The organism is Paenibacillus sp. Negev47 (genome assembly GCF_058313655.1).
Map to the genome: position 1 here is coordinate 2,027,320 of NZ_CM177754.1, position 25,962 is coordinate 2,053,281.

At 46.1% G+C, this 25,962-nt stretch carries 25 protein-coding genes; 14 read left to right on the forward strand and 11 right to left on the reverse strand.

Features of this window, described 5'->3' with window-relative positions; genetic code table 11:
* Positions 1 to 70: 70 nt before the first annotated feature.
* From AC4G47_RS09440 to rpsD, 3 genes are all read right to left on the reverse strand, one after another.
* Positions 71 to 3,169 carry a transglycosylase domain-containing protein gene (locus AC4G47_RS09440; protein WP_491105825.1) on the reverse strand — a complete coding sequence of 1,033 codons (3,099 nt, stop codon included), beginning with the start codon at positions 3,167 to 3,169 and terminating at the stop codon, positions 71 to 73.
* A 230-nt stretch (positions 3,170 to 3,399) separates the two neighbouring features.
* A complete protein-coding gene (locus AC4G47_RS09445) occupies positions 3,400 to 3,564 on the reverse strand; it encodes a hypothetical protein (protein ID WP_491105826.1) in 165 nt (54 codons plus the stop codon).
* 213 nt (positions 3,565 to 3,777) lie between these two features.
* Positions 3,778 to 4,377 carry a 30S ribosomal protein S4 gene (gene rpsD, locus AC4G47_RS09450; RefSeq protein ID WP_307416792.1) on the reverse strand — a complete coding sequence of 200 codons (600 nt, stop codon included), beginning with the start codon at positions 4,375 to 4,377 and terminating at the stop codon, positions 3,778 to 3,780.
* A 465-nt stretch (positions 4,378 to 4,842) separates the two neighbouring features.
* Between rpsD and AC4G47_RS09455 the strand changes: the two genes are divergently transcribed.
* From AC4G47_RS09455 to AC4G47_RS09475, 5 genes are all read left to right on the forward strand, one after another.
* Positions 4,843 to 6,834 carry a sensor domain-containing diguanylate cyclase gene (locus AC4G47_RS09455; RefSeq protein WP_491105827.1) on the forward strand — a complete coding sequence of 664 codons (1,992 nt, stop codon included), beginning with the start codon at positions 4,843 to 4,845 and terminating at the stop codon, positions 6,832 to 6,834.
* 101 nt (positions 6,835 to 6,935) lie between these two features.
* Positions 6,936 to 7,832: a hypothetical protein gene (locus AC4G47_RS09460; RefSeq protein WP_491105828.1), complete on the forward strand. Its 897-nt coding sequence runs from the start codon at positions 6,936 to 6,938 to the stop codon at positions 7,830 to 7,832.
* Between the two features lie 110 nt (positions 7,833 to 7,942).
* The gene (locus AC4G47_RS09465) at positions 7,943 to 9,058 is read left to right on the forward strand and encodes an aminopeptidase (RefSeq protein ID WP_491105829.1); all 1,116 of its coding nucleotides are present in this window, start codon (positions 7,943 to 7,945) and stop codon (positions 9,056 to 9,058) included.
* Positions 9,059 to 9,153: 95 nt separating this feature from the next.
* Positions 9,154 to 9,399, forward strand: a complete 246-nt coding sequence (locus AC4G47_RS09470; protein ID WP_145322869.1) for an HPr family phosphocarrier protein — start codon at positions 9,154 to 9,156, stop codon at positions 9,397 to 9,399.
* 224 nt (positions 9,400 to 9,623) lie between these two features.
* Positions 9,624 to 9,917: an Fpa/YlaN family protein gene (locus AC4G47_RS09475; protein WP_017687426.1), complete on the forward strand. Its 294-nt coding sequence runs from the start codon at positions 9,624 to 9,626 to the stop codon at positions 9,915 to 9,917.
* A 194-nt stretch (positions 9,918 to 10,111) separates the two neighbouring features.
* Here the strand turns inward: AC4G47_RS09475 and cax are convergent, their stop codons facing one another.
* Positions 10,112 to 11,182: a calcium/proton exchanger gene (gene cax, locus AC4G47_RS09480; protein WP_074095776.1), complete on the reverse strand. Its 1,071-nt coding sequence runs from the start codon at positions 11,180 to 11,182 to the stop codon at positions 10,112 to 10,114.
* A gap of 183 nt (positions 11,183 to 11,365) precedes the next feature.
* Here cax and AC4G47_RS09485 point away from each other — a divergent pair, with 183 nt between their 5' ends.
* Positions 11,366 to 11,728, forward strand: coding sequence for an Asp23/Gls24 family envelope stress response protein (locus AC4G47_RS09485; protein ID WP_017687428.1), 363 nt, complete (start codon positions 11,366 to 11,368; stop codon positions 11,726 to 11,728).
* Positions 11,729 to 11,902: 174 nt separating this feature from the next.
* On the opposite strand, the gene ftsW is transcribed toward AC4G47_RS09485, so the two are convergent.
* Both ftsW and AC4G47_RS09495 read right to left on the reverse strand, forming a co-directional pair.
* Positions 11,903 to 13,192 (reverse strand): putative lipid II flippase FtsW, encoded by a 1,290-nt coding sequence (gene ftsW / locus AC4G47_RS09490; protein WP_491105830.1) that lies wholly within the window; start codon positions 13,190 to 13,192, stop codon positions 11,903 to 11,905.
* A gap of 13 nt (positions 13,193 to 13,205) precedes the next feature.
* A complete protein-coding gene (locus AC4G47_RS09495; protein WP_062835371.1) occupies positions 13,206 to 13,553 on the reverse strand; it encodes a YugN family protein in 348 nt (115 codons plus the stop codon).
* Between the two features lie 210 nt (positions 13,554 to 13,763).
* Between AC4G47_RS09495 and AC4G47_RS09500 the strand changes: the two genes are divergently transcribed.
* The 8 genes from AC4G47_RS09500 to AC4G47_RS09535 all read left to right on the forward strand — a co-directional run bounded on the left by AC4G47_RS09500 (position 13,764) and on the right by AC4G47_RS09535 (position 22,116).
* The gene (locus AC4G47_RS09500; protein WP_491105831.1) at positions 13,764 to 14,933 is read left to right on the forward strand and encodes a M20 family metallopeptidase; all 1,170 of its coding nucleotides are present in this window, start codon (positions 13,764 to 13,766) and stop codon (positions 14,931 to 14,933) included.
* Between the two features lie 125 nt (positions 14,934 to 15,058).
* Positions 15,059 to 16,753, forward strand: coding sequence for a DNA repair helicase XPB (locus AC4G47_RS09505; protein ID WP_491105832.1), 1,695 nt, complete (start codon positions 15,059 to 15,061; stop codon positions 16,751 to 16,753).
* 36 nt (positions 16,754 to 16,789) lie between these two features.
* Positions 16,790 to 18,496 (forward strand): helicase-associated domain-containing protein, encoded by a 1,707-nt coding sequence (locus tag AC4G47_RS09510; RefSeq protein WP_491105833.1) that lies wholly within the window; start codon positions 16,790 to 16,792, stop codon positions 18,494 to 18,496.
* Positions 18,497 to 18,647: 151 nt separating this feature from the next.
* Positions 18,648 to 19,085 carry a YlbF/YmcA family competence regulator gene (locus tag AC4G47_RS09515; RefSeq protein ID WP_458123275.1) on the forward strand — a complete coding sequence of 146 codons (438 nt, stop codon included), beginning with the start codon at positions 18,648 to 18,650 and terminating at the stop codon, positions 19,083 to 19,085.
* 178 nt (positions 19,086 to 19,263) lie between these two features.
* Positions 19,264 to 19,527, forward strand: coding sequence for a YlbG family protein (locus AC4G47_RS09520; RefSeq protein WP_095290540.1), 264 nt, complete (start codon positions 19,264 to 19,266; stop codon positions 19,525 to 19,527).
* Positions 19,528 to 19,692: 165 nt separating this feature from the next.
* Positions 19,693 to 20,130 carry a hypothetical protein gene (locus AC4G47_RS09525; RefSeq protein WP_017687436.1) on the forward strand — a complete coding sequence of 146 codons (438 nt, stop codon included), beginning with the start codon at positions 19,693 to 19,695 and terminating at the stop codon, positions 20,128 to 20,130.
* 131 nt (positions 20,131 to 20,261) lie between these two features.
* Positions 20,262 to 21,185 carry a selenium metabolism-associated LysR family transcriptional regulator gene (locus tag AC4G47_RS09530; RefSeq protein ID WP_458123274.1) on the forward strand — a complete coding sequence of 308 codons (924 nt, stop codon included), beginning with the start codon at positions 20,262 to 20,264 and terminating at the stop codon, positions 21,183 to 21,185.
* 67 nt (positions 21,186 to 21,252) lie between these two features.
* Positions 21,253 to 22,116 carry a PHP domain-containing protein gene (locus AC4G47_RS09535; RefSeq protein WP_491105834.1) on the forward strand — a complete coding sequence of 288 codons (864 nt, stop codon included), beginning with the start codon at positions 21,253 to 21,255 and terminating at the stop codon, positions 22,114 to 22,116.
* Positions 22,117 to 22,260: 144 nt separating this feature from the next.
* Here the strand turns inward: AC4G47_RS09535 and AC4G47_RS09540 are convergent, their stop codons facing one another.
* The 5 genes from AC4G47_RS09540 to AC4G47_RS09560 all read right to left on the reverse strand — a co-directional run bounded on the left by AC4G47_RS09540 (position 22,261) and on the right by AC4G47_RS09560 (position 25,951).
* Positions 22,261 to 22,707, reverse strand: a complete 447-nt coding sequence (locus AC4G47_RS09540; protein WP_491105835.1) for a GNAT family N-acetyltransferase — start codon at positions 22,705 to 22,707, stop codon at positions 22,261 to 22,263.
* Between the two features lie 180 nt (positions 22,708 to 22,887).
* A complete protein-coding gene (locus tag AC4G47_RS09545; RefSeq protein WP_491105836.1) occupies positions 22,888 to 23,004 on the reverse strand; it encodes an IS3 family transposase in 117 nt (38 codons plus the stop codon).
* A gap of 18 nt (positions 23,005 to 23,022) precedes the next feature.
* Entirely contained in the window at positions 23,023 to 23,730 is a 708-nt protein-coding gene (locus AC4G47_RS09550) for an IS3 family transposase (protein ID WP_491105837.1), read from the reverse strand.
* The gene (locus AC4G47_RS09555; protein ID WP_491105838.1) at positions 23,727 to 24,041 is read right to left on the reverse strand and encodes a helix-turn-helix domain-containing protein; all 315 of its coding nucleotides are present in this window, start codon (positions 24,039 to 24,041) and stop codon (positions 23,727 to 23,729) included. The genes AC4G47_RS09550 and AC4G47_RS09555 overlap by 4 nt, the downstream gene beginning before the upstream one ends.
* Positions 24,042 to 24,178: 137 nt before the next feature.
* Entirely contained in the window at positions 24,179 to 25,951 is a 1,773-nt protein-coding gene (locus AC4G47_RS09560; protein ID WP_491105839.1) for an Rqc2 family fibronectin-binding protein, read from the reverse strand.
* Positions 25,952 to 25,962 lie beyond the last annotated feature (11 nt).

A 25,962-nucleotide genomic window follows, 5' to 3' on the forward strand; every position in this document is an offset into this window, starting at 1 on the left:
AAGCACATGAAAAAGCCGCACCCTCATATACGGTCTGAGGATGCGGCTTTTTGTGGATCACTACGTTGAATCAGGGTTGAAAATGTACGGCTGCAGAAGGCTCGGATTCACCCGCGCTGTTGCTGGCAGATACTTTGAACCATCCACTGGTAGACGCAGGCACTCCATAATCCATGGTAGTTCCCGACGTTGTTCCAATTTTGGTGTAAGGAGCCGAGCCTGTTTCACTGTAATATACAGCGTAACTATCTGTGTTCGGATTGGACGCCCATTGAATGCGCAGTCCTTGAGTGAGAGCAGATACGCTGACTTGACCAGGTGTGCCTGGGGCTGTCGTTGTGGCACTATCGTTCTGCGTTTCTCCTGGAGTGATGACTGTACCTGGAACTTCAATCGGTTCATTGATCTCTTCTTCCACAGGAGGGACTACACTTCCCGTGCTATTGACTGTAGCGCTTGGAGCAGACTCTCTGCCTGCAACATCCACTGCAGTCACATAGAAGGCGAAGCTGCCACCTTGCGCGGCATATGCCGAGAATGATCTGGATTCACCCGTCAGGACAACCTGACCCTGGTTCTGGAATCCTCCACCGTTTACAGACCGGTACAGACGATACCCCACGACATCATTTTCAGGTGTGGCATTGAATGTGATTACAGCTCGGTCGCCTGAGGTCGAGATTCTTACGTTACCTGGTGCATCAGGAGCTTTGCCGTTATCTGTTCTTGGATCGATCTGTGTCGGCATGTCTGCATCTGCATCTTCAGGGAGGTAATAAGCAAGTGACTCATGTCGACTCATACGTGAGAATGCATTTTGCAATTCTTTGATGAGATCCGAAATTGGTTTTTTACGCTTGATTACCGTTTTTTCTTTCAACATGTCCGAAGGTGTTCCATCACGCGGAATATAGTTTACACCATTGAAAGTAATGTATTTGGCTTTGGCAACACCGTCATCGCTATCCTTAGGAACGAATTTGCTGTTGAAGATATCCGTAACAAATTTGTCAGTCAGTGATGTTGGTAATTTGCCACTGTAGGCCGATACCGTCCGCGTTTCAATACCAGATGGTTTTTGGAACGAATCCGTGACGAACAGATCTTTTTGCGTATCGATCACTTCATTCAGGATTTTCGACCACAGTTGTTGCGCACGTTTTCTCTGTGATTTGCTTTCCAGCGTATTCACTGGCTGTTTGTATCCAACCCATACGCCAAGTGTGACATCTGGTGTGTATCCTTCAAACCAAACATCCGCATAGTTTTGAGTGGAACCCGTTTTACCTACGATCGGCACACTCTTGGAATATTTGTAATTCTCTCGTACTTTATCTGCCGTACCTTCCGTAATAACGGTCCGCAGCATATCGGTCATCAGGTATGCTGTTTGCTCCGAGAAGGCTTGCACAGGTTCAGTATCGTGTTTATAGACGATGTTTCCCTGGGAATCTACAATTTTGCTAATCATGTAAGAATCGTTATACACACCATTATTGGCGATGGCACCATAGGCACTGGTCAGTTCTTCAACGGTTACACCGTATTGGAGCCCTCCGAGAACACCTGTCTGAGCCTGATAGTCTTCCTTCTGAATGGTGGTAATCCCCAGTTTCTTGGCGAAGGTCCAAGCCTTCTCGATCCCTACTTCTTCATTAAACAACTTCAGAGCCGGTATATTAAGAGAATAATTCATTGCTCTGCGGGCAGTAACCAGTCCCTGATACCGGTTGTTGGCATTCTTGGCAATGTGGTAGCCGCTCGGACCATTTTTGAGGATGATCGGTGAGTCATCAATAATAGAAGCAGGTTGGACAAGGCCTTCATCCAGAGCTGGCAGATAAGCTGCAATAGGTTTCATCGTTGAACCTGGCTGACGCACCATCTGTGTTGCATAGTTCATCTGTTCGTCCTGGAAATCCCGTCCCTCAATCATACCTAGAATAGCACCGGTTTTGTGATTAATCAGGATGGCAGCAGTTTGTTCTTTCCCTTTGACAGGATCATCTGTTGAGAAATTGCTGTCATCTTCGGCAATGGTACGCATCGTTTTGTATATGTTTTTGTTGATGGTTGTGTAGATGCGATATCCGCCTGTACGCAATTGCGTCTGGGCTTCTTCCAATAGTGCACTGCTTTCCTTCTGAGGTGTTTCGTCATCTGTAGCTTCGCTGCCGGATTCAGCTGTGTCTGAATTCAATTGTTTCATCAAAATCTGTGCAGCTTGTCGTTCCGTTTCCATCATAAGATATGGATAAGTATTGTAAGCCTTGATGGTCTTCGGAGCGAGTGAACTTTTGATATCAAATGCAAGTGCTTCATCGTACTGGGATTGATTGATTTTACCCAGTTCAAGCATACGGCGTAATACCAGATGCTGACGATTGATTGCGCGGTCAAAATTTTCCTCTACAAAATCGCCTTTACCGTTAAAGGCAGAGTAAGAGGAGGGTAGTTGTGGCAATCCAGCAAGATAGGCAGCTTGAGCAATATTGATTTTTTCAAGATCATTAATGTTGAACAGTCCTTTGGCAGCCGCCTTAATTCCGTAAACGTTGTATCCGCTGGAACCATTACCAAAAGGAACCTTGTTCAAATAGGCTGTCATGATCTCGTCTTTGGTCAGGAAACGTTCAAGTCGGAGTGAAAGCAAGATTTCTTTCACTTTCCGATCTTCCGTACGGTCCAGATTTAGAAATACACGACGTGCTAATTGCTGAGTCAGTGTACTACCGCCGGTTTGTACTGATTCTTTCAGCACTTTTTGTTTCACGGCACGGAGCGTTCCGCTCATGTCTACACCTTTATGTTCGTAAAAATGATTGTCTTCAATCGAAATGACAGCATCAATAACCTTTTGTGGGATCTGGTCCGTAGTGACCGGACGCCTGTCTTCTTCCGTACGTAATTGACCGATCGGACTGCCGTCGGCAAAGTAAGCAAAGCCTGTGATGGAGTTTTCGCTGACTTTTTGTTCAATCAGGGCCCTTGAACGGACAGGCTCGTCTTTCACAATGGAACTGACGTATCCCATCAAAGCACCGCCTGCAAATAGTGCCCCCATAAATCCAAGGACAACCATCCATTTGACGAAAGTTCCCAGTCTGCGGGCAAAGCTACGCTTGCGTGCAGGCTGTTCATCGGGCTTTTTCTTATTAACATCAACCATTCAGTGTCTTCCTCCTTTTAACAGCACTTATTATAGCATAAAAAGGCGGGTTTGCATGCCTGAGAAATACAAGTAATGGTCGAAATTTGCCATTCTGCCATGGATTATGCTATATATCATGCGATATTGAAGCACATTTCATGAGTTGTAAGCCAAAAATAAGCAGGCCACCTCCATGCTGAGGTGCATAGGGTGGCCTGAATGAAGTGTCGTATTTGAGTTCTTCTACATCAGGTTCTGAAGCGTTGAATCAGTTCTACAAGTTCTTGGGTTAGACTAGTCAGCGATGCAGATGCAGCTGTAATCTCTTCCATAGATGCAAGTTGTTCCTCAGAAGCAGAGGCAACACGAGTCGGGTGATTTGCTGTCTCATGACCAATGTTTTTGAGTTGCACACAGGTGGCATCAACCTGCTGTGATCCTGCTGATATCTGCTGCGCAATGGCTGAGACATGCTCAATCTGCTCATTAGACTGCAGGCTTTTGTCGTAAATGGATTTCGTGTTAAATGCAATCAGGGCTCAAATGATAGAAAAATGCATAGAAAAACAGCTGCCGAGAAAATCTCGACAGCTGTTTGGATTGAAACTTTAATGTGATTGCAACGATTAACGGTTGTAGAACTCGACGATTTGTTTTTCATCGATGTCTTGGGACAATTCAGCGCGCTCAGGCAAGCGGATGAATTTACCTTCTACAGCTGCTTCGTTGTATTCAACGTATGCTGGAAGATGCGAACGGCCTTCCAAAGCTTCTTTAATGGAAGAAAGAGCGCGGCTCTTCTCACGCAAGCCGATTACATCGCCAGTGCTTACTTGGTAAGAAGCGATATCGACTTTTTTGCCGTTTACAGTTACGTGACCGTGTGATACCAACTGACGCGCTCCAGCGCGGGAGTTAGCAAACCCAAGGCGGTAAACGAGGTTGTCAAGGCGGCACTCAAGCAAGAACATGAAGTTTTCGCCGGCGATACCTTGCATTTTTTGAGCTTTAGAGAACAGTGTGCGGAATTGCTTCTCGCCCAAACCGTACATGTGGCGCAATTTTTGTTTTTCTTGCAATTGCATACCGTAGTTGCTCATTTTTCTGCGTTGGTTAGCTCCGTGCTGACCTGGAGGGAAAGGACGTTTCAATTCTTTGCCTGTTCCACTCAGGGAAATGCCGAGGCGACGGCTCAATTTAAATTTAGGACCAGTGTAACGTGCCATGTTTAAAGTAGCTCCTTTTTAGTTAAAGTTCATATTAGGGCTCTGTTTGCGCTCCAATTTGTTGATGCGGGCTTGGCCTCGCATAGAACGATCAGGAAAGTTCAGCCGCTGTCCTGAAAGCAACAAAAAGAATGAGGGTGACACAACCGGTAATGCCCAAATTTAAAGACCCATTAGTAGTCTTCATCAACAATTTATATTACAGTTTAAGAGAAACAAAGTCAAGCGTAGAATAAAAGCAAAAAAACGTCTAAATTTGTCGATAGGTCATTGGGCCTAAAATAATGGGACAATTTTCTGAAATATGGATGCAAAAAAGCTTTAAACAGAGTAAAATAGATTGTGTCTTAACTTTAAATCATCTTTATGTAACAAGGTTATCGCAACGAATTTGCAGGTTTGCGATAACGTCTGCAGATTAATGCATCCTGATGGATGCAAAAACGGTGCAAAGGAGCGCCTGACATGTTAGAACATCTAAGAAGTTTACCTGCCAGCTTGAATTCACGAAGTTCGGGCGATTCCGCATCTTTTGCCGCTCCTCATTCTCATGAAGAGCATGTGTTGTGGATGCAAAAAATGGATATCACACCTTTTGATTTTTCATATTTGGGCAGCTTGCTAGAGCAGGCTTACCGTGACTGGAACTCCAAAGTAGATTCAGGACGGACCAGGACATCAACATTTTACAGCGTATGGAACACGGATGGTAATTGTATAGGGTACGACAGCAATCGCAAAGTTGATTCGGGTGTGGATATACACAGTCTTGTATTGGAATGTATCGATAAAAGACAGGTCCTGTCCTTCAGAGGAACAAGCGAACGTGGAGAATATCTTCTAATAACACATCCTTTATTCTCTAGAATGAACAAGGATATGTTTGCCGTATTCACTGCTGTAATCTATGAATCCAATCGATATGAAACGTCTGAAGCTGTGGTTCGATCTGAGGCATTGCATTACCGCACCTGCTTTTACCGAAGATTTGAATACATATTTATGACGGACCTGTTACATGCTCATGAACACACAGCACGTGAAGAACACCGGAGGTCTATCCTCTTTCAAATTGTTCAGCGAATGCATGACAAAATGGATGTCGACGCTATATTGGATGAAGTATTTGACAGTATGGACTATTTGTACCCAGCTACGTATATCAAACTCTATATGTCTCAGGATCAGAGTAACTTTAATCCTCGGATTATACCGTTGCTGGTACACGAACGAGGGGAAGATATATGTGTGCGTTCGTTTATGGAAGGCAAGCTGATCATTTCTCGCTCAGATGTTGGAGAGAATCGCATCATAGAAGTGGGTCTTCCTCTGAAAGGAAAACAAGGCATATACGGTGTGTTCCATATCGAAATGAATGATGAGATCATGGAAGAATCAGATCTGCAATTAATTACGATGATGGTAGACACCGCAGGCACGGCCTTTGAAAACGCCAAGTTGCACGAACAATCCAATATGTTGATTCAGGAACTTCGTTTAATTAATGACCTTACCCAGCGCTTGAACAAAAGCCTGCATCTTTCGGAGATTTATCAACTATCCGAGCAAGAGTTGAAGGAAATATTTCAGGCTGAAACGTGCTGCATTCTTCAACTCAATGATAGTACGAATGACTTTGAAGTCATGTCATCTAATGTGAAAGATGTTTTTCACCAATCATTTTCTGTAGACTACGGTATCGCAGGCTTGCTGTATCGAACAGAGGAACCACTTATTATATCCAATTATGCGCAGTATGATAAAGTGTCGTCCTTTTTCATGGAAGATACCGGATCCATGTCACTGATTGCATCACCGATCAGAGTCAACGGTGAAGTGAAGGGTGCCATTTTGTTGGGACACAGTAGAGAGCAATATTTTTCATATGATAATTATCGGCTCTTGCAGATGCTGTCCATTCATATCGGACTTGCCTTGTCGAATGCCACGCTTCATGCCGAGGTTCGGCGTTTGGCTAATCTGGATATGCTGACAGGGTTGTACGTCAGGCATTACCTGGATAGTGTAATTCACGAGCGTCAGGCTCACGAATTCTGTGGCTCGCTCATTGTGGTGGATATTGATCAGTTCAAGCAGGTCAATGATACATTCGGACACCAGACGGGCGATCAAGTGCTGAAGCAAGTAAGTGAAATAGTTACCAGCTCTGTTCGCCCTGAAGACATCTGCGCCAGATGGGGTGGAGAAGAATTGGCCATCTATATGCCGCAAGTAAGTGTCCACCAGGCGTTAGAATACGCGGAAGTGATTCGAAGGAGAGTCGCGGAGGAAACCAGACCTCTTGTCACGGTATCCAGTGGCATTGCCGATTGGAATTGGATGGATGAGAAGGTTAGTGTGGAGTCCTTGTTTTATCGGGCTGACATGGCTTTGTACAGCGCCAAGAATGGCGGTCGGAACAGAATCGTTGTAGAAGAACAGGAAGTAACACGTTAAGAGAGAACCATTCCGATTGCGGAGTCGTTCTCTCTTTTTTATGTATTGAAGATCAAGTTGTTTATAGAAGGAAGTATAAGCAAATACGGGCAGGGCAATCTATGGAGAAAGTTGACGGAAAGGTGAAGATGGACATGAACATGCTTAACCGCCGGTCGGTACGTACTTTATGGTTACTCGTGATTATCGTGATTATTGGCGTTCCGGGTTGTGGATTAATCCAGCGTGATCAAACGCCTGAAGAAGTTTTTTCCTTGGCTTTATCCGGGATAGCTGGTAAAGAAACATTAAGTTTTGAGGGAGAAGCTGGACTGCGACGGGAGAACAGTGGACTGTTCGAGAATCAGTTCAAATTTGAAGGGAAGCTGGAAAATCATGATCGTCTTACCCTGCAGACCCGATTGCCTGGAGAGGTAACCGCTGTGGGCACGGGCATTCATACGACTGCTGTAAACAATAACGGACAGCCCAGTGGGTTTAGCGCCTCTTTCAAGCGGAAACAAGGGCAATGGTTGGCACTGTCTGCGCAGCATGAACCGCTGCGTGGTTCTCTTTCCCGCTTTAATCCAATCGCTCAATTGGAGAAGATTGATGGGTTAAATAAAACGATTCAATCCGAGTATGGGTCCGGTCGTCGAACCAGAACCTTACGGATTGAACTTGCGCCGGAAGATGCCAAAGCATGGGCTGTAGCCCAACTAAACGACGAGATGAACGCCATTAGGTCAGAATATATGCATAAGGCAGCTACGGTGAAAGGAGCGCGTAAGGAGAAGCTTGAGAAGGATCTGGAGAAAGTATGGGAACAGGGTGAAGCAACGATGCAACAGATGATGAAACAAGCGAGCGTGCAGACGGTATACCATCTCACAGTCGATCGAAAGAGCAGTCTGCCTCTTCGCTTATCCTCTGAAAGTCAGGTGAGTTACACGGACAATAAACACAAAAACAATAAAGAAGCCCTTGTCACGGATGTAAACTTCAAGTCATATCAATAATGAAGTGAGGGACTGCCTGCTGACGGGATGACTGTTCGCGTGCTACAATAGTATCGTAATTTACCGTTGTTCAATTCAAGTATGGCAGATGACAGGAGGATTTTACCAAGATGAAAGACCCTAGAATTCAAAAGCTTGCAGCAAGCCTGGTGGGCTATTCTGTAGATGTACAGCCTGGTGAAAATGTATTGGTTGAGATGATTGGATCGGAACGTGATCTGATTAACGCGATTATTGAAGAAGTAGGTAAAAAAGGCGGTAACGTCTTTGTACAGTTGACGGATAAAACCGTACAGCGCGCTATGCTGAAAAATGCGACAGAAGAAATGATGAAAACGTGGGCAGAGATTGATCTGAACCGTATGAAACAGATGGATTGTTATATCGGCATTCGTGCGGGAGAAAATGTGAATGATCTGTCCGATGTGCCGGAAGAAAAAATGAAAATGTACAATTCCTTGTACTCCCACCCGGTACATAGTGAACAGCGTGTCAAACATACGAAATGGGTTGTACTTCGTTACCCTAACGCAAGTATGGCACAACTCGCGAATACGAGTACAGAAGCGTTCGAAGATTTCTACTTCGACGTATGTAACCTGGATTATGCCAAAATGGACAAAGCACAGGACTCATTGGCTAACCTGATGAAACGGACGGACAAAGTTCGCATCACGGGACCAGGAACAGAACTTAGCTTCTCCATTAAAGATATCGGTGCAGAGAAATGCTCTGGTCAAAAAAATATTCCGGATGGCGAAGTGTACAGTGCCCCTGTACGCAACTCCGTGAACGGAACGATTAGCTATAACTCGCCAACCCTGTACAATGGAGTTACTTTTGAAAATATCAAGTTCACGTTCAAGGATGGCAAAATCATCGAAGCGACAAGCAACGATACAGAGCGCTTGAATGAAATCCTGAATTCGGATGAGGGTGCCCGTCATATCGGTGAATTCGCGATTGGATTCAACCCGCATATCCTGCACCCAATGAAGGACATTCTGTTTGATGAGAAAATCGCAGGAAGCTTGCACTTTACGCCGGGTCAGGCTTATGAAGAAACGGACAATGGCAATCGCTCGTCCATCCACTGGGATCTGGTGTTGATCCAGCGTCCGGATTATGGTGGCGGAGAGATTTATTTTGATGATGTGTTGATTCGTAAAGACGGTATCTTTGTTATTCCTGAGCTGGAATGCCTCAATCCGGACCGTTTGAAGTAAGAGCAGGATTTTGCTGTTGCTAGGAAAGCGGATTCACGGTATCATGTAGTGGTAATTAATAGATGATACCAAAGTAAAAAGACGGAGGGATTCCTATGTCGAGTAATAACGCGGCTGTAGTAGAAATTGCTCAAACAGCAGGCAAGTTTACTTCTTCAATCGTGCTTCATTCGGAGAACAAGTATATCGATGTGAAAAGCATTCTCGGATTGTTTACAACGCTGATCAGCACGCACAGCTATGAACTGCATGTTCATGGTCCCGATGCAGTTGAAGCGAAAGCAGCCATGTCAGAAGTGTTTGCCAAGCATGGACTGAATGTAAGCATGGCATCTGAGTAATAGCTCTCAAGAAGCACCTCTGCGTTTTTGGCAGGGGTGTTTTTTGGCATTGCATGACTTGAATACTCATCCGGACATCCCTGGAACAGCGGGAATAAGCTGAAATAGAAGGCTTCACTTTGTGGGCTTATTTTGGTCAGGTTCTTGTATTAGCTCTTCATTTCGTCTAATATTAGAGGTAGAACGTCTTTACGCGATTTTTGGGACATAGGGGGGAAAAATGCATGACTTCATCTGATCTGCAGGACCAGCTGAATTTGAAAGCGATCAGTCTTCTTCAAGAAGATGCAGATAAAATACAGAAGCTTATTGAAGTACAGATGGAGAATCTGGCTACCCGCTACTGCCCTCTCTATGAGGAAGTATTGGATACACAGATGTATGGGTTCTCCAAGGAAGTTGACTTTGCTGTTCGTGCAGGGCTCCTTCCAGAAGGTGCAGGTAAGCAGCTGGTTAGCGCGCTTGAGCGGAATTTGGCAATTTTATATGAAGCCTTGAACAAAAAGAATGAGCAATAGCCTGCAATCGTGCGGGTCAGAATAGAAGGCATGCAGGCGTTTATGCATGCTTTTTTTGTACGTCTGAACGGGATTGTGATGCAACTCACCCAGAAGACGTATATAAGCGAAGAGACAGCTCGACATGGATATTCGAGCTGCCTCTTGTGGCTTGTTTATTTTAAAAAGATGGCTTGGCGATGGACTTGAACAGGTTACACCAGGAAGAAGGATACACCGAGTATGATATATACCACGAGCAGGAGTAGCCCTTCATACCAATTCGTTGAACCATCTTGGGTGATGGACTTTGCAATAAATACGGATACGCCGATGGCGACCAGCTCAATCGTTGTAAATACGATATCCATGGTTCTACCTGTGAAGTAGCTGACAAAAATCAGCACAGGGGCAACAAAGAGCGCAATCTGCAAGCTGCTGCCGACAGCAATCTCGACGGCTGCTCCGATTTTATTTTTCATGGCAAGCATGATGGCTGCACTGTGTTCCGCTGCATTACCGATGATGGCGACAAGGAATGCACCGACAAACAGCTCACTAAGTCCAAATTCCGAAGTGAATACTTCGAGCGTCCCGACCAGCCATTCACTGACGAAGGCAACCATGACCGTTGCGAGCACCAGGTAGAGAATTGATTTTTTCTTGGACCATGCCGGAGCATGCTCATGCGGTAGCTCTTCATCACGATCCTCAGTGACGTCCGCAAGGTAGTTCTTGTGCGTCACCATGGAGAATAGTAACCAGGCGATATACGCGAGAATGAGCAAACCGGCCACGATGAGGCTAAGTGTATTGGTGTCTTTCTGTGTAATGGAATGTGTATTGAGAAAGACTGCCGGAATAAACAGGGCTATGATGGCAACAATCATCAGGGAACCATTCAGGCCTGCAAGTGATACATTATAATTCTGGATTTTGAACTTGAGTCCTCCAGCAAAAATACTTAACCCAAGCACTAACAGCAGGTTTCCGATGATGGAGCCTGTCAGACTTGCTTTGACCATGTCGAACAGTCCCTCTTTGACGAGGAAAATGGCGATGATCAATTCGGCTGCATTGCCGAAAGTCGCATTCAAGAATCCACCTAGCCGCTGTCCGGCATAGTGGGCCACATTTTCGGTGGCTTTACCTAGAAAACCGGCCACAAAAATAACCGAAATGGCTGATATCACGAACTGTAGAATCGAATCCCATTTCATGTAGTGGGCGATGGCACTGAGTGCAAAGAAAGCAATCAGCAAAATGGATGAAATCCGGTTTCTCACAACAAACACCTCGGTTATAAAATATTTTGTTTTGAATTGCCATGTAAAACGCTTATGAGATTATTTTCATATTTCAATATAACCAAATGGTGGTAGGTTGTAAACGCATCTTTTTGAGTTTAATTTGCTTTTTGGGGTGGAAAGGATTTAAAATACGAGTAACGAAGTGAAGGAGGATGTGGCATGGCAGAACAACTTCAACTGGAGAGCGGAAACATCCGGATTGCCGATGACGTGGTTGCGAAAATTGCCGGAATGGCTGCAATGGAAACGCCCGGAATTGCCGCAATGTCTGGAGGATTGTCAGAGGGCTGGGCGAAGCGACTCAGCGGTAAAAACGTACAGAAAGGCGTGAGCGTTGAGGTCGGCCAGCTGGAAGCAGCCATTGACCTGCGCATCATCGTCCTGTACGAAACCCCGATTCATGAAGTTTCCCGTATGCTTCAGCAGAATGTAAGAGAAGCGGTAGAGACCATGACCGGATTACGCGTGGTTGAAGTCAATGTAAAGGTAGAAGGCGTATCTTTCAAAGGCGACGATCTGTAAAATTTCGCAATCCGCAATGGAGTACAGAGGCATATTGGCCTTGTTCTTCATCTTGATAGACAGAGTGTACCCAGTACACACAAAAAGGCTGTGCATCCAATCGGGTGCACAGCCTTTTCTGTGTTGCTTTTCAATTGAATGGCTCAAGCTCCGTTTCTGTAGGAACAGTCCCGTTTACCGAATTCGACGGATGGACTCCCGTGAACGAAGAGCAGGAGAGGTGCGAGTCTGTGTCTGTACAGTCACGGACTTGGTTTTCTCTTCCTTGATCACGTCCAGATTATTGGTGCGAGAGATACTGAGCAGAATGCCCATGGCAACCATCATCACAAAGAGTGAGGTACCCCCATAACTGATAAACGGAAGTGTCACCCCCGTTACCGGGATGGTTTGAGTTACGCCGCCGATGTTGATAAATGCCTGTATTGCGATCAATCCCATGATACCTATGCCGACTAGTGTTCCGAACGGATCAGGGCAACGCAGTGAGACAATAATACCTCGCCAGATGAAGTACAGATAAACCAAAAGGAATAATGTACTTCCGAGGAATCCGAGTTCTTCCCCGATCACAGAGAAGATAAAGTCATTGTACGCATTTGGCAAATAGTGCAGCTTCATCGTACCTTGTCCAATCCCGGAACCCGTCATGCCGCCATCTCCAATGGCAACAAGGGAACGGTAGAGGTTAAGACTTCCGCCATTAATGTCGGATAATGGATTCAGGAAAGCCTGAATACGTCCGATCTTGTAGTTCTGCTCAGCAGTGACCGCTGTTGCAGCAGTCGTCGTGTCTGAAGGAGACATTGAAGAAAACAGGGAATTTGCTCCGAAAGCCAGTGCTCCGCCGAGTACAACCAGGAGAATCGAACCCAGGATATGTTTCATACTGGCCCCGCCGGCATAAATCAAGAGACCACAGGTGGACACCAGGATGAAGGTAGTACCGAAGTCTGGTTGCAGCATGATCAGTCCTGCGATGAAACCAACGATGAATAAGACGGGAAAATATCCTGTCTTGAAAACTCTGAATTTCTCACCTTTTTTGGTAATAAGAGCAGAGAGATAGAGAATGATCGCAATTTTGGCGAACTCCGCAGGCTGAAGACTGAAACCAAAAATGTGAATCCAGCTTCGTGCACCGTTCAATACCGCGCCTGAGATCAAAACAATCACCAGCATGACCGTAGTGAACAGAAAAAATGGGGCATAAAGCTTTTTATACTTGTTGAAGCGGATATTCATGGCGAAAAACATGCCAAATAGACCGATAATCGCCCACATAAGTTGTTTTTTCGTGAAGTAAAGGGCATCATTGTTAAATCTTTCGCTTGCGATTGCAATGCTGGAACTGGAGCTGAATACCATCACCAGTCCGAAGCCCACCAACAATAAAGTGAGGATTAGCAGTTGAAAATCCGGCGTGCCTCTCTTCGTTTTCGTTTGGGCCGTTTGTTGTTTCATCGTTTGGCCCAGCCTATGCTTCCAGCAGTTCTTTGAGCTGCTGTAATTTTTCGGCTGCCAGCTTCACGACTGGCTGCGGAACGGAAGAGTCATAATCCAGACCGTGAGGGAAGGTAGCTTTGCCAAGATAAACGGCTTCAACAGCAAGGACGGTATCCGGTTTTTCCAATTTGCCTTCCACTGCGCGGGTATTAATGCGTACAAAGTATTCTGATTTGGTTTGTTCATCTTCAATTTTGTAGTCATATGTAGCACGGTAATATTCCCATTGCCACCGGACAAATCCGACTTTCTCGGCGCTCTCATCCAGGTATGCCAAGTCGCTCTTCAAGCCATCCAAGCCTGTATTCTCAAAAATCATAAGCGTTTGATCCTCCTCATCAGCTTCCGAGTGTAATTTCTCGTGCATTTCTCTAGTTCATGATAGTATGTTTCCCCTTCCCGTGCAAGCTTTCCAGGGGTGTTTCGTATCGGTTTTCTTCCAATTCTGCTACAATATACAGCAATAGGTTTGAAGAGGAAGGTTCGGGCTTGATGCAAGTCCCGTTCATGATTGAAAGGGTGGAGAGATATGACTAATAATATATGGTGGGAAGATCTGCAGATCCACATGGTGGAATGGCGGCGTCACCTTCATCGCAATCCTGAGGTTTCCTTTCATGAGGAGAAGACATCCTCTTTTGTAGCGGATATGTTGGAGAGCTTTGGCGTTGAAGTGAGACGTCATGTTGGCGGTCACGGGGTCATCGGTACACTTCGTGGGGACAAGCCAGGGCCTGTCGTCATGCTGCGGGCCGATATGGATGCACTGCCGATTCAGGATGAAAAGGATATAGAATATGCGTCACAACAAGCAGGAGCGATGCATGCATGCGGCCACGATGGTCATATCTCGATCTTGCTGGGTACGGCATTGTATTTCAGCCGTCACAAGCAGGAGATCCGGGGCGAAATTCGGTTTTTGTTCCAGCCGGCAGAAGAACTGCTTCCTGGCGGTGCAGTCCAGGTCATTGCGGATGGGGCGCTTGAAGGTGTGGATGTCATATACGGCATTCATCTGTGGACCCCACTGCCTGTAGGTGTTGTTGCCAGTAAAGCAGGGCCGATGATGGCCGCTGCGGACGACTTTTACATTGAGATCAAAGGCAAAGGCGGGCATGGCGGGATGCCGCAATCCACCATAGACAGTCTTATCGCAGGTTCTGCGCTTGTGATGCAGCTTCAGACGGTTGTCAGCCGTTCGGTTGATCCATTGCAACCAGCAGTGCTGACTATTGGTACAATGCAGGCTGGCTCCGCTCAAAACGTGATTGCAGAGCAGTGCAAAATGAGCGGCACAGTGCGAACGTTTGATGAAGAGACACGAAATGCAATGAAAGAGCGAGTACTTACCATGGTAGCCCAGACAGGGGCAGCGTATGGTGCGGAGACTCAAGTGAAATATATTATGGGATACCCACCTGTGGTGAATGATGAACAGGAAACTGCGCGCTTCTTCAGGGAAGCTACTGAAGTATTTGGGGCAGACCGTGTACAAGCGTCCCCGATGCTGATGCCGGCGGAAGATTTCGCGTATTACCTTCAGCAGGTTCCAGGGTGCTTTATGTTCGTTGGAGCAGGCAACCCGGATAAAAATGCGATCTATCCGCATCATCATCCGATGTTTGATTTTGATGAAGACGCCATGCAGACAGCCGTGAGATTGTTTATCGCCATGGCCAAGGGTTACACAGCAGAATGACTTTATAGCCAGTTGGGCATCCTGTTCATACCGAGGTATGGGCAGGGTGCTTTTTTGTATTTTTATAGAGGTTCATTTTCGGAACTTACCGGAACTGGACTTTTTTTGATAGGAGGAAGGCTCGCATGGGAGGAACAGAACATACGGAAAGAACGGATGCATGTATCGTTCAACGGGATTTTACGGTTTTGCTGGAAGTCGGCCACCCCGGATTCGAGAGAGCAAGAGAGCAGCTAGGAAAGTATTCAGAACTGGTCAAGACACCGGCGACGTTTCATACCTATCGAATCACTCCGTTGTCGCTCTGGAATGCGGCGGCACTGGGATGGAATGCAGATCAGGTCATCGCAAGTCTGGAGTTGGTATCCCGTTGGAACGTGCCTGCTGCACTCATACAGGATGTTTGCAGGATCATGGATCAGTACGGCAAATTAAAGCTGCATTCTCAAGCAGATCACGCCAGAATGCGTCTTTACAGTGAGGATGAACGGTTGCTGGATGAGTTAAGTGGATTGAAAACGATAGCAGCCTTTCGCATGGAACGCACGGACGCCCATGAGCTTCTGCTCTCAGGGGAACAGCGAGGGTTATTAAAAAGGGAATTAACTCGGCTGGGTTACCCGGTGCTTGATTACGTGGGATATCGGGAGGGCACCAAGCTTACATTTGGATGGCGAACCAATGATTCGGAGGACAACTCAGAGCATTTCGCGTTGCGTTCCTATCAAAAAGAGGCCGTGGATGCATTTGAAGGCAGTGAAGGCATGGGAGGAAGTGGCTTGCTTGTGCTACCCTGTGGGGCAGGCAAAACGGTCATTGGCATGGCCGTTCTGGAAAGGCTTCAATGTGAATGCCTTATTTTGACGTCCAATACGACGTCTGTGCGACAGTGGATTCAGGAGATTCAAGACAAAACAACGATTACCAGTGAACAGATTGGTGAGTATTCAGGTCAGAAGAAACAAGTGAAACCTGTGACTGTAGCTACATATCAGATTCTTACACACCGGAAATCAAAGGATGCTGATTTTACCCACATCAAATTGCTCAGCGAGAGACAATGGGGGCTGATCATTTATGATGAAGTGCATTTACTGCCAGCGCCGGTGTTTCGTGCCACTGCAGATATTCAAGCTACTCGAAGGCTGGGATTAACGGCCACGTTGGTTCGAGAGGATGGCTGTGAACAGGATGTATTTTCGCTGATTGGTCCGAAGCTCTATGATATGCCATGGAAACAACTGGAGCAGCAAGGGTGGATTGCCGATGTACAGTGTCAAGAGATACGCATCCCGTTCTCCCCGGAACTAAGATCGAATTATCTCCAAGCCGAGGTGAAGCACCAATTTCGATTGGCTGCCGAGAATCCGGCAAAGATACGTGTAGTCAAGCGTTTGCTGGAACGTCATCGAGATTTGCCTGCGCTGGTGATTGGACAATATCTGGACCAACTAGAGATGATTGCCCGGGAAATTGAAGCACCTCTGATCTCTGGGACAATGTCACAGCAAGAGCGAATCAAATGGTTTTCCGCATTTCGGCGTGGAGAGATTAAAACGATTGTTGTGTCCAAGGTTGCCAATTTTGCCGTGGATCTGCCAGATGCTGCGGTTGCGCTTGAAATATCCGGGAGCTTCGGTTCAAGGCAGGAAGAAGCACAGCGGTTGGGACGAATTCTAAGACCGAAAGCAGGAGAAAACAAAGCTTACTTCTATGCGCTGGTTTCAGAGGATAGTAAGGAACAGGATTTTGCATTAAACCGTCAGATGTTCTTGGTAGAGCAGGGATATGAGTATGACATCGTTCATGAAACGGAATAGGTCATTTACACTCGCGAAAAGAGGAGGGAAAAGGATATGTCTTCATTTGAACCATTAGATGAGCCTGTGGTACTGGATATTGATTCATGGTCAAAACTCACTTCAATGGAGCAAAAAGTGTTGGGTGCAATTTTTCACAAACATGCCGGGCAGCCTTTTACCTCTCTCCCCCCGAGAGAACAGTGGGCCATCGAAGGATTAAGTGGTGCAGAGGCCAAGTCTTCATTTGCCAGCCTAAGGCAGCAAAGATGGATTGAATCTGTTCATAAAAGTTGGGGGGAACGTTTATTCTATATTCCTGCTTCCCGATTGGAGACATTGACGATTGCGTGTGTGCAAAAAGTGGGCCTTGCCGTTGAACAAATGACGATGCGTGCTCATGTCGTACAGGAGGGAAAGCCGGATATCGCAGCAGAGCTGATTCATCTGATCGCTTGGATCGGAAGAGAAGGGCTACCCTTGACAGGTAAAGGTACGATACATAAGAGAACGGTTCAAAAATTAAGTGCAATAACAGTACTATCCGCTACAGACTTTGAAGGTTTGGGGATTCGATATGAACATTCAGATCTATATCCGGTTCACGTTGCAATCCTTCTCGACCTATTGCTCAGTCTGAAACTGGTTCAGAAGGCAGAGGGGCGGATTCGGATCGTAGATCGTCAATTACAAGAGTGGTTGAAGCTCTCGTGGCAACAGATGTACCGGGAAGTGTATCAAGCTTGTGTAGAAAGATACGCGGCTGCTGAACCAGCATTGCAGCACTTTCGTTATCAATTGGCAGTGCTAACTCCGGAGAAGAACGTATGGTGCCGTATAGTAAATGCGAATTCGGAACCAAAGATTAGGGACTGGCTATACGCATTGGCTGGCTGGGGTTATGGTGAGGTTGGAGAAGATCCGTCAGGAGAAATGGCATTCCGCTGGCTGATCAACCCGCAGAGCTTGCTATATCGAGGGCATGAGGCGGTGAGCGAGATGGAGCCGTGTGGATTTTACGTGCAGCCTGATTTTGAAATGTTGGTACCACCGGAAGCAGGGCCTGGTGTGATCTGGTTGCTGGAGCAATGCGCCGAACGGGTTACGCGTGATCGGATGTCCATTTATCGAATGACAAGAGAGCGAGTCGTATTGGCTATAGCCAGAGGATTTGAATTACACGAATTGATGGAGTTTCTGGATCAATATGCTCTGACAGGCGTGCCGGAGAATGTAAGTATTGCGTTAAAGGGTTGGGGAAAGGAAGCGGATACTGCATCATTGACTATAGATCGAAACATGGAGTTATGTACAGGCTCTACAGAGGATCAGGAGTCATTAGAAAAAGATGTCTTGAGCGGTGTATATTCTTTCCACACACCCGATAATCAAGGTCTGGTTATTATCCCTGCATTTTTGCATGGGATGGAGCGTGATCATTCTGTAATTGAGAAGACGTTCTCTCTGTTAGGGATTGAGGAGATACCTGAGACCTGGTACAGGGAGTGGCGTCGATATCACAGTTCAACAGCACGACAGATTGCTGCCAAAGCCATTGAGTGGCAGACCAAGCTGGGGATACAACAGAATCATTGTACACAATACCTCATTCCACATCAGGTAGAGGGGCATGAAAAATGGACATTAAGCGGATGGTGTATTCTGGATTCAAGTGAATGCTCATTAGAGACAGAATGGCGTACATTCTCCCCGTCGGAGTGGGATACAATGCGTCTTATCCTGCCAGATGATGTCATAACCTAACTATTTGAGTGAGTATCAGGTTGAAAGACGAATTTCCAAGTTTCCCTTATTTCTAATTGCAGGAAAAACTCTTCTTAACTATTCATGGATATGCTATGATGAGGTAGTCTACGTTAAGTAGAACTTTATATATAGATAGGATGAATATTTCATGAGCGTAGCGGAAATGAACACGGTCGATATGGCACAAGTGTTAACGGGCGCATATGAACTGGGCGACATGATTAACCAATCTGCCGAAGTATCGGATTATTTATATTGGAAGCAGCAAGTCGAGACTACCCCTGAGATTCAGATGGGGATTCGGAAGCTGAATGCCAAGAAGGAATTGTTTGAAGAAACACAGCGTTTTGGTCATTTTCACCCGGATTACCATGCAGCGAAAGACCAAGTGGAAGCGCTGGAACAGGAGTTAGAAAATTTTGAGGCGGTAGCCCGCTTCAAACAGGCAGAGAAGTCCCTGGATGATATGTTATTCCAGATGTCAGAGACTATTGCATTCGCAGTGTCAACGACCATCAAGGTACCAAGCAATGATCCGAATCCGAAGGGCGGCTGCGGTAGTGGCGGCAAGTGTGGTTGCAGTTAAGCAATCGGATAGAGTAATTAATTCAGACTCATGACAGACCGGACCTTTAGGGATGAATGCTTGCTCGGTTAAGTGACCGATCAACAAACATCCGGGGATGAATGCTTGCTCGGTTAAGTGACCGATCAACAATCATCCTCTAGGCGCCGGTCTCCATTATAGAAGGGCGGGGACGATGATGTTTGCGGAAAGGACAGGATTCATTATTTGGGTCAGTGATTTGAAGGCTGCCCGTAATCTCGAAAAATATGGCACCGTGCATTATATCTCCCGCCGTATGCATTATGTGGTCATGTATGTTAATGCAGAACGGGCAGAAGATACGATGAAAAATGTGAAGCGACTTTCCTATGTGCGCAAGATCGAACGTTCGTATCGAAACGAGATCAAAACCGAGTATGCCAGTAAAACCATGGACAAAACGAGCTTTTACGGAATATAGACGAGAAACTGGAGGGACCCTGTGGGGTCGCTCTTTTCTTGAATTATGCACAAACGGACTTTTATGAAAAAAAGTTAAACTTACGCCTTGAGGTTACGGGACTTATGTTGTAATATATTTGGTAATAAATAGATAGAAAGTCCTATCTGGTGGAGAGTGATTCCCATGCGTGATAAGGTGATGCAACGTTGGAGCACCTACGAGCCGTTTTTCGTGGCTCTTGGAGACAAGAAAGTGGCCGACATCGTCATTACCCATCATGCCAAGATGCGGTATGCAGACCGTATTGAGCCTGCACGTAGTGATGATGATCATATTGCAGCGTGGTTATGGGAGTGTCTGAAGCAGGACCGTATAACACCATACTACCGTAATGAACAGGACGTCTACCTGATTGATGAGGATCTGGTCGTGGTCGCCGAATTTTCCGAACTTGAAGGAGAATATGATATTGCGGGCAACCCGCTGCACAAAATGATTGTAGTTACGTTTCTGGGACGTATGTCGGAGACCATTGAGTTGAGGGACCTGAAATCATATTACTCATGGTTAAGACATTCAAGAAGAATGACACTGGTCAAAAATAGTCGCAAGCATAAGTAAGTTGAGTAGATTTAATATGTTGAAATCATAGATTCAAGTATCATCGCATGCAGACAAGCTGCATGCTTTTTTTGTTGCCAAGCGAGAAATCGGCTACAATGTAGAGAGTGTAATCGAAGAGGGGCGAAGATATGAATTTTCACCAATTGCATATTTTTTATACGGTAGCAGAGAAAGGCAGCTTCTCGGCTGCTGCACAAGCATTACATATGACTCAACCTGCAGTAACAATGCAGATTCAATCACTGGAGGATTATTTTGGAACCAAGCTATTACATCGTTCCACCAAAAAAATAGAATTATCCGAGGCTGGCCGGACGTTATTGCCTCATGCGAAACGGAGTGTGGAGCTGGTCAGACAGACGGATGAGGCGATGTCTGCGTTTACCCAGATGTTACAAGGCCGACTCCAGCTTGGAGCCAGTTTAACGATCGGAGAATATGTACTCCCACGCATGCTCGGACCGTTTGCACTTCAATATCCCGATATTTCCATCGTCATGAAAGTGATGAATACAACGCAAATTATGGATGATATATTGAAGCACCAGCTTAATTTTGGTCTGATTGAAGCGCCAGTGCACCACCCGGACATGATTGTAGAGCCTGTTATGCAGGACGAGTTGAAACTGATTGTACCTGCCGGGCATGATCTGGCTAAGCGTAGCAAAGTGAATCTTGAAGATGTAATGAATTATCCCTTTGTGCTTCGTGAGAAGGGTTCGGGAACCCGTCAGGTGATGGAAGATCAATTGCAAAAGAAAAAGATTGATCCACAGGACATGAATGTTGTGATGGAACTCGGCAGTACTGGAGCGGTAAAATCGGCTGTTGAGGCAGGAGTAGGCATTACGATGTTATCCCCCTCTTCCGTGCAGCATGAGCTGGCCCTGGGACTCGTTCATATTGTGGATATCCGTGGACTTGAATTCAAACGGCAGTTCTATGCCATCCATCTAAAATCGTCCTTGTTGCCCCTGTCAGCCGTCGCTTTCCTGAACTATCTGCGTCAACAGGAGCAACATAAGCCCGAACGCAAAACAGGTAAGGCATAATAGCAGGCAATATTAATAATAGATAAGTTAATCACAATCCACTTTTGAAGGAAAGGAGCTGTTATGCATGAATCAAAGCCTAGGACGCTGTGATCTTCATACCCATAGTCAGGCCTCCGATGGAACGCAGCCACCGGCTGATAATGTGAAGCTTGCCAAGCAAAAAGGACTATCTGCGGTTGCCCTAACCGACCATGATACAGTGGCCGGTGTAGCAGAAGCAGAGCGAGCGGGGAAAGAGTATGATATTGATGTCGTAGCAGGTGTTGAGATCAGCACTCGGGCTGGCGGCAAAGATATTCATGTGCTGGGTTATTACGTGAATACGGAGGATGAGCAGTTCCTGCAACGGTTGCGCGGATTAAGAGAAGCGCGAGATGAGCGCAATCATCTGATTATTGGCAAGCTCCAGGAACTGGGGCTTGATATAAGCTGGCAGGAGGTACTGGATGAGCTGGGACGCCCGCTAGAGCCGGATGAGAGTATCGGCAGACCACATATGGCTGATGTGTTGGTGAAGAAGGGGTATGCTGTCGACATGCGGGATGCATTCGACCGATATCTTGCTGAAGGCAAGCCTGGTTTCGTATCTGTCCCCCGAGTTGCACCAGAGGATGCGTGCGAGTGGATCAGAGCCGCAGGGGGAGCTGCTGTTATTGCCCATCCGGGTCTCTATAATGATGATGAATTGGTACGTCGAATTATCGCAGACTCCCGTCCGGATGGTATCGAAGTATTTCATTCGGACCATGGCCCGGAAGATGAACGCAGGTATGTGGAGATGGCAAGGGAATATGATCTTATTGAAACAGGTGGATCGGATTACCATGGGGAACGACAAGGTGTTGTTTTCCACGGGGATCTCGGTAGCAAGACGGTAGCGGTTGATGTGTTGGAAAGACTGCAGGCGGCTGCACACAGCAAGAGATAGTATAACCTAGACAGGTTAACACTTTATCGGGCTATGAGTTTTTTTGCTTATAGAGATACATCCTAAGGTCGAAGGAGTATAGGACATGGAAACATAGTAGGTTAAACCTGCATGTAGTCATGTCCTTTTTTTGTTAAAAAGAGTCTATGAGATCGAATAGTTTACCCAATCACCACGTGTAGCCCCGAGACGTTCGAATAATTGCTGCGCACGCTCATTAGTTACTGCGGTGATCCAGGACATATAAGCACATCCATGTTCACGCGTATATTGCTGGCAGTGTGCAAATAGTTGGGCTTCCGCTTCACCTTCTCTGAATGTTTCCGTAACAAAAAGGTCATTCATAATGGCTACACGCTCTGCTTTCATCGTGCTGTAGGTGAAGAACAAGGTGGAAAATCCGATAAGCTTCCCGTCCTCTACTGCCACGAATTGAGCACCGATTTGCTGATTAAGCAGGTTGTTGATCAAAAGGTGGATGGATTGATCTCCAGGCCATGGGTTGTTGTAGAATCCCACCACATAGTCATGCATCAATGCAGTCAGTGGTTTCAGATCATCAGGTTGAGTTTCTCTAATATGTATGGTCACAGTACACTTCCTTAACAGTAGTTTTTATTCATCACAATTGAATTATTATACATATAAATGAATTAATATTCAATTAAAAAGCTGAACTTCACTTATCATTCAAATAAATAATGCAAATACAAAAATCCCCTGACCATTAGATGGTCAAGACCCCATTTAACAGACATTGAAAAAAACACCCTAGGCTATAAACTGGTTCCGGAACCCTACCGGAGGCAGTTTATTTAGTTTTCGTTGTGGTCGATGTTGGTTGTAAAAATGGATATACGCTTCAATTCGCCTTTGTGCCTCGTCCATATTTCGGATATCATAAGGCTAGAGCCCTTCCGTTTTGAGATGCGAGAAGAAGCTCTCCATCGAGGCATTGTCATAACAATTTCCTCGGCGTGACATGCTGATTCGGGCGCCAACCTTTGGCAGCATGTCGTGGTAAGCATAGGACGTGTACTGGAATCCCTGATCGCTGTGAACGATCAGTCCCGTCACGTCTTTTGTCTTGTTAAAGACATGCTCAAAGGTCTGCAGCACCAGCTGATTGTCGTTTCTCTGACTCATGTGATAGGCTACAATCTCATTATTAAATAAGTCTTTCATGGCAGAGAGATAGATCCACGACTCACCCACACGGAATGGAGTGACGTCCGTGACCCATTTTTGGTTCGCTCTATCTGCTTTAAAGTCACGCTTCAGCAGGTTTTTAGCAACACGTCCTTCAGTTGAAGAAGCGTAATTACAGCGATGTTTCCGCCGAATTCGTGAGCGGATTCCAAGCGTCTGCATCAGCCGTAGTACTTTCTTATGATTCATCCAGACCCCGTGGTCCTGTAGCAAAAACAACTGAATCTGGCGGTAGTCATACACTCCGTTATATTGGTCGTAAACTTTCTGTACAAGTGCCTTGTCTGTTTGATCCCGATCTTGACTTTTGCGTTTGAGGTAAGCATAGTAGCCACTTCTAGAGACTCCAAAAACCTGACAAAGTGCGCTCACTGGATACTCTTTTGCGGCTTTCTCGACACTCATATATCTTTGTTTTTCATCTCCTGCATCCAGTTTTCCAAGCACTTTTTTAACATTTCATTTTCACGTATCAACCGCTTCATCTGTCTGTCTTGGTCAACGTATGTCTCGCGTCTTCCGCGATGATCGATGAGTCCAAACTCACCGGATTCTTTGTACTTTTTCATCCAGGCTTTGAGTAGATGTCTGTCTGTCATCCCAAACTTCTCCATGATTCTGCGGTAAGTCCAGCCTTCCACCAAGTGAAGATGTATTGCCTCCATCTTTATCTCGAAAGAATACTGTTTAAACTTTTGACCTTTAACTGCTGGCATAAAAAAATGCCCCCCTAGAATTTCATCGGATAAACCAGGGGTTTATTCCAATGTCTATTCTAAGGGGGGCACTTCATTTAATGGTCAGGGGATTTTTCTAATGTTACTGTTACATCTCAACTTACGAAATAAGTCTCTTATCCATTTTTAATGGTGGATGGCAGACTCTTGATCAATTCATCATTTGGCGTGACAAACAAGGTCTTCTGGTGATCATAGATGACAAAACCTGGCTTCGCACCACTTGGTTTGCGTACATGACGGATAAACGTGTAATCCACAGGCACACTGCTTGATTCCTTGGCTTGGCTGAAATAGGCAGCAAGCTGTGCCGCTTCTTCCAATGTAGCTTCACCAAAGTCAGTACTGCGAATGACCACATGTGAACCTGGAATGTCTTTGGTATGCAGCCAAGTGTCGTTGGAAGAAGCGAGACGGTTGGTCACATACTCATTTTGCAGGTTGTTTTTGCCCACAAGAATATCAATCCCCTCGGAGGAGGTGAATTGGTGTACGGTCGGACGGTCGCTTTTCTTCTTCTTTTTACCCTTTTTGTTACGGTCACGAAGGTATCCCTGTTGCACAAGCTCGTCCCGTATTTCCTCAATGTCGTTCATGGATGCAATGGACAGCTGTTGCAATAGGTTATCGAGATAGTCAATCTCGTCTTTGGTCTTGCCAAGCTGCTCATGAATGACAGCCAGACTGTTCTTGTATTTGTTATACCGCTTGAAATAACGTTGTGCGTTATCAGACGGTGTAAGCAGCGGATCAAGTTGAATGGTAATGTTGGCTTGGTCTTCATCATAGAAGTTCACAAGCTCCACGCTCTTGTCCCCTTTGCGGACCTGATGCAGGGAGGCGAACAGCAACTCACCCCATAGTCTGAACTTGTCTGCATCATCCGCTTCGAGCAGATCCTTGTTCAGGTTATCCAGCTTTTTGATGTTCTTGCTTCGCTCATTCTGCAGAAAACGGAGCAGATCACTTACTCTCTGTTTAACCGTGTCCCGTTCAGCCTTGTCTCCGTAATAATCTTCCATGCACTTGCTCATCGTGTCATAGGTTTTCTCCAAATCCTGAATGCTCTGAAGATGAACGGCCGAGAAAATCATTTTGCCTTTGGCGTTCATTCCAGTTACAGGCGTGTAGAGATGATCTCTGACAGGACCCATCACGGCTTCAAAAGCGTTCCAGAGCGCCCCGACCTCAATTCGACTCGCACCCTCAACCACAGCCTGAGTGTTAACTGTGCCTTCAGCAGCAATTCCACGGGCAGCAATCTCTCCTGCAATCAGCGGGCTAAGACCGCTAAATGAATTCACAAGCCAGCGTGATGCCTCTTCTTCAGCGGTATGATAGCTTTCCTCGAATGCTGCACGGCTCACTTCGAGCGGATTACTTTTATGTTGTTCAGGTGGGGCGGTGTACGAGAATCCGGGCATGATTACCCTGTAGCTACTGATGGACGGAGTCACATGATGAATGCCATCCAGAATCGTTCCTGTTACAGGATCAAGTAAAATAATATTACTGTGACGCCCCATCAATTCAATGATGATCCGTTTAACCGAAATATCCCCCAGTTCGTCGCGCTGGCGCACATTGATGTGGATAATACGTTCCATGCCAATCTGACGGATCTCCTCAATGATTGCACCTTCACAGTGCTTGCGGAGCAGCATACAGAACATGGGTGCTTCCGTCGGGTTAAGGAATGTTTTTTCCGTAAAATGCACACGGGGATAGGTCGGGCTTGCCGAAACAAGCAATTTACTATTTCCGCGCTGAGCACGCAGGGTGAGAACTACGTCATGGCCATTCGGCTGATGGATTTTGCTGATACGTCCACCAATGCAGCCTTGCAATTCATGAACAATGGCCCGTGTTACGATGCCGTCCAATGCCATTTTTCCACTTC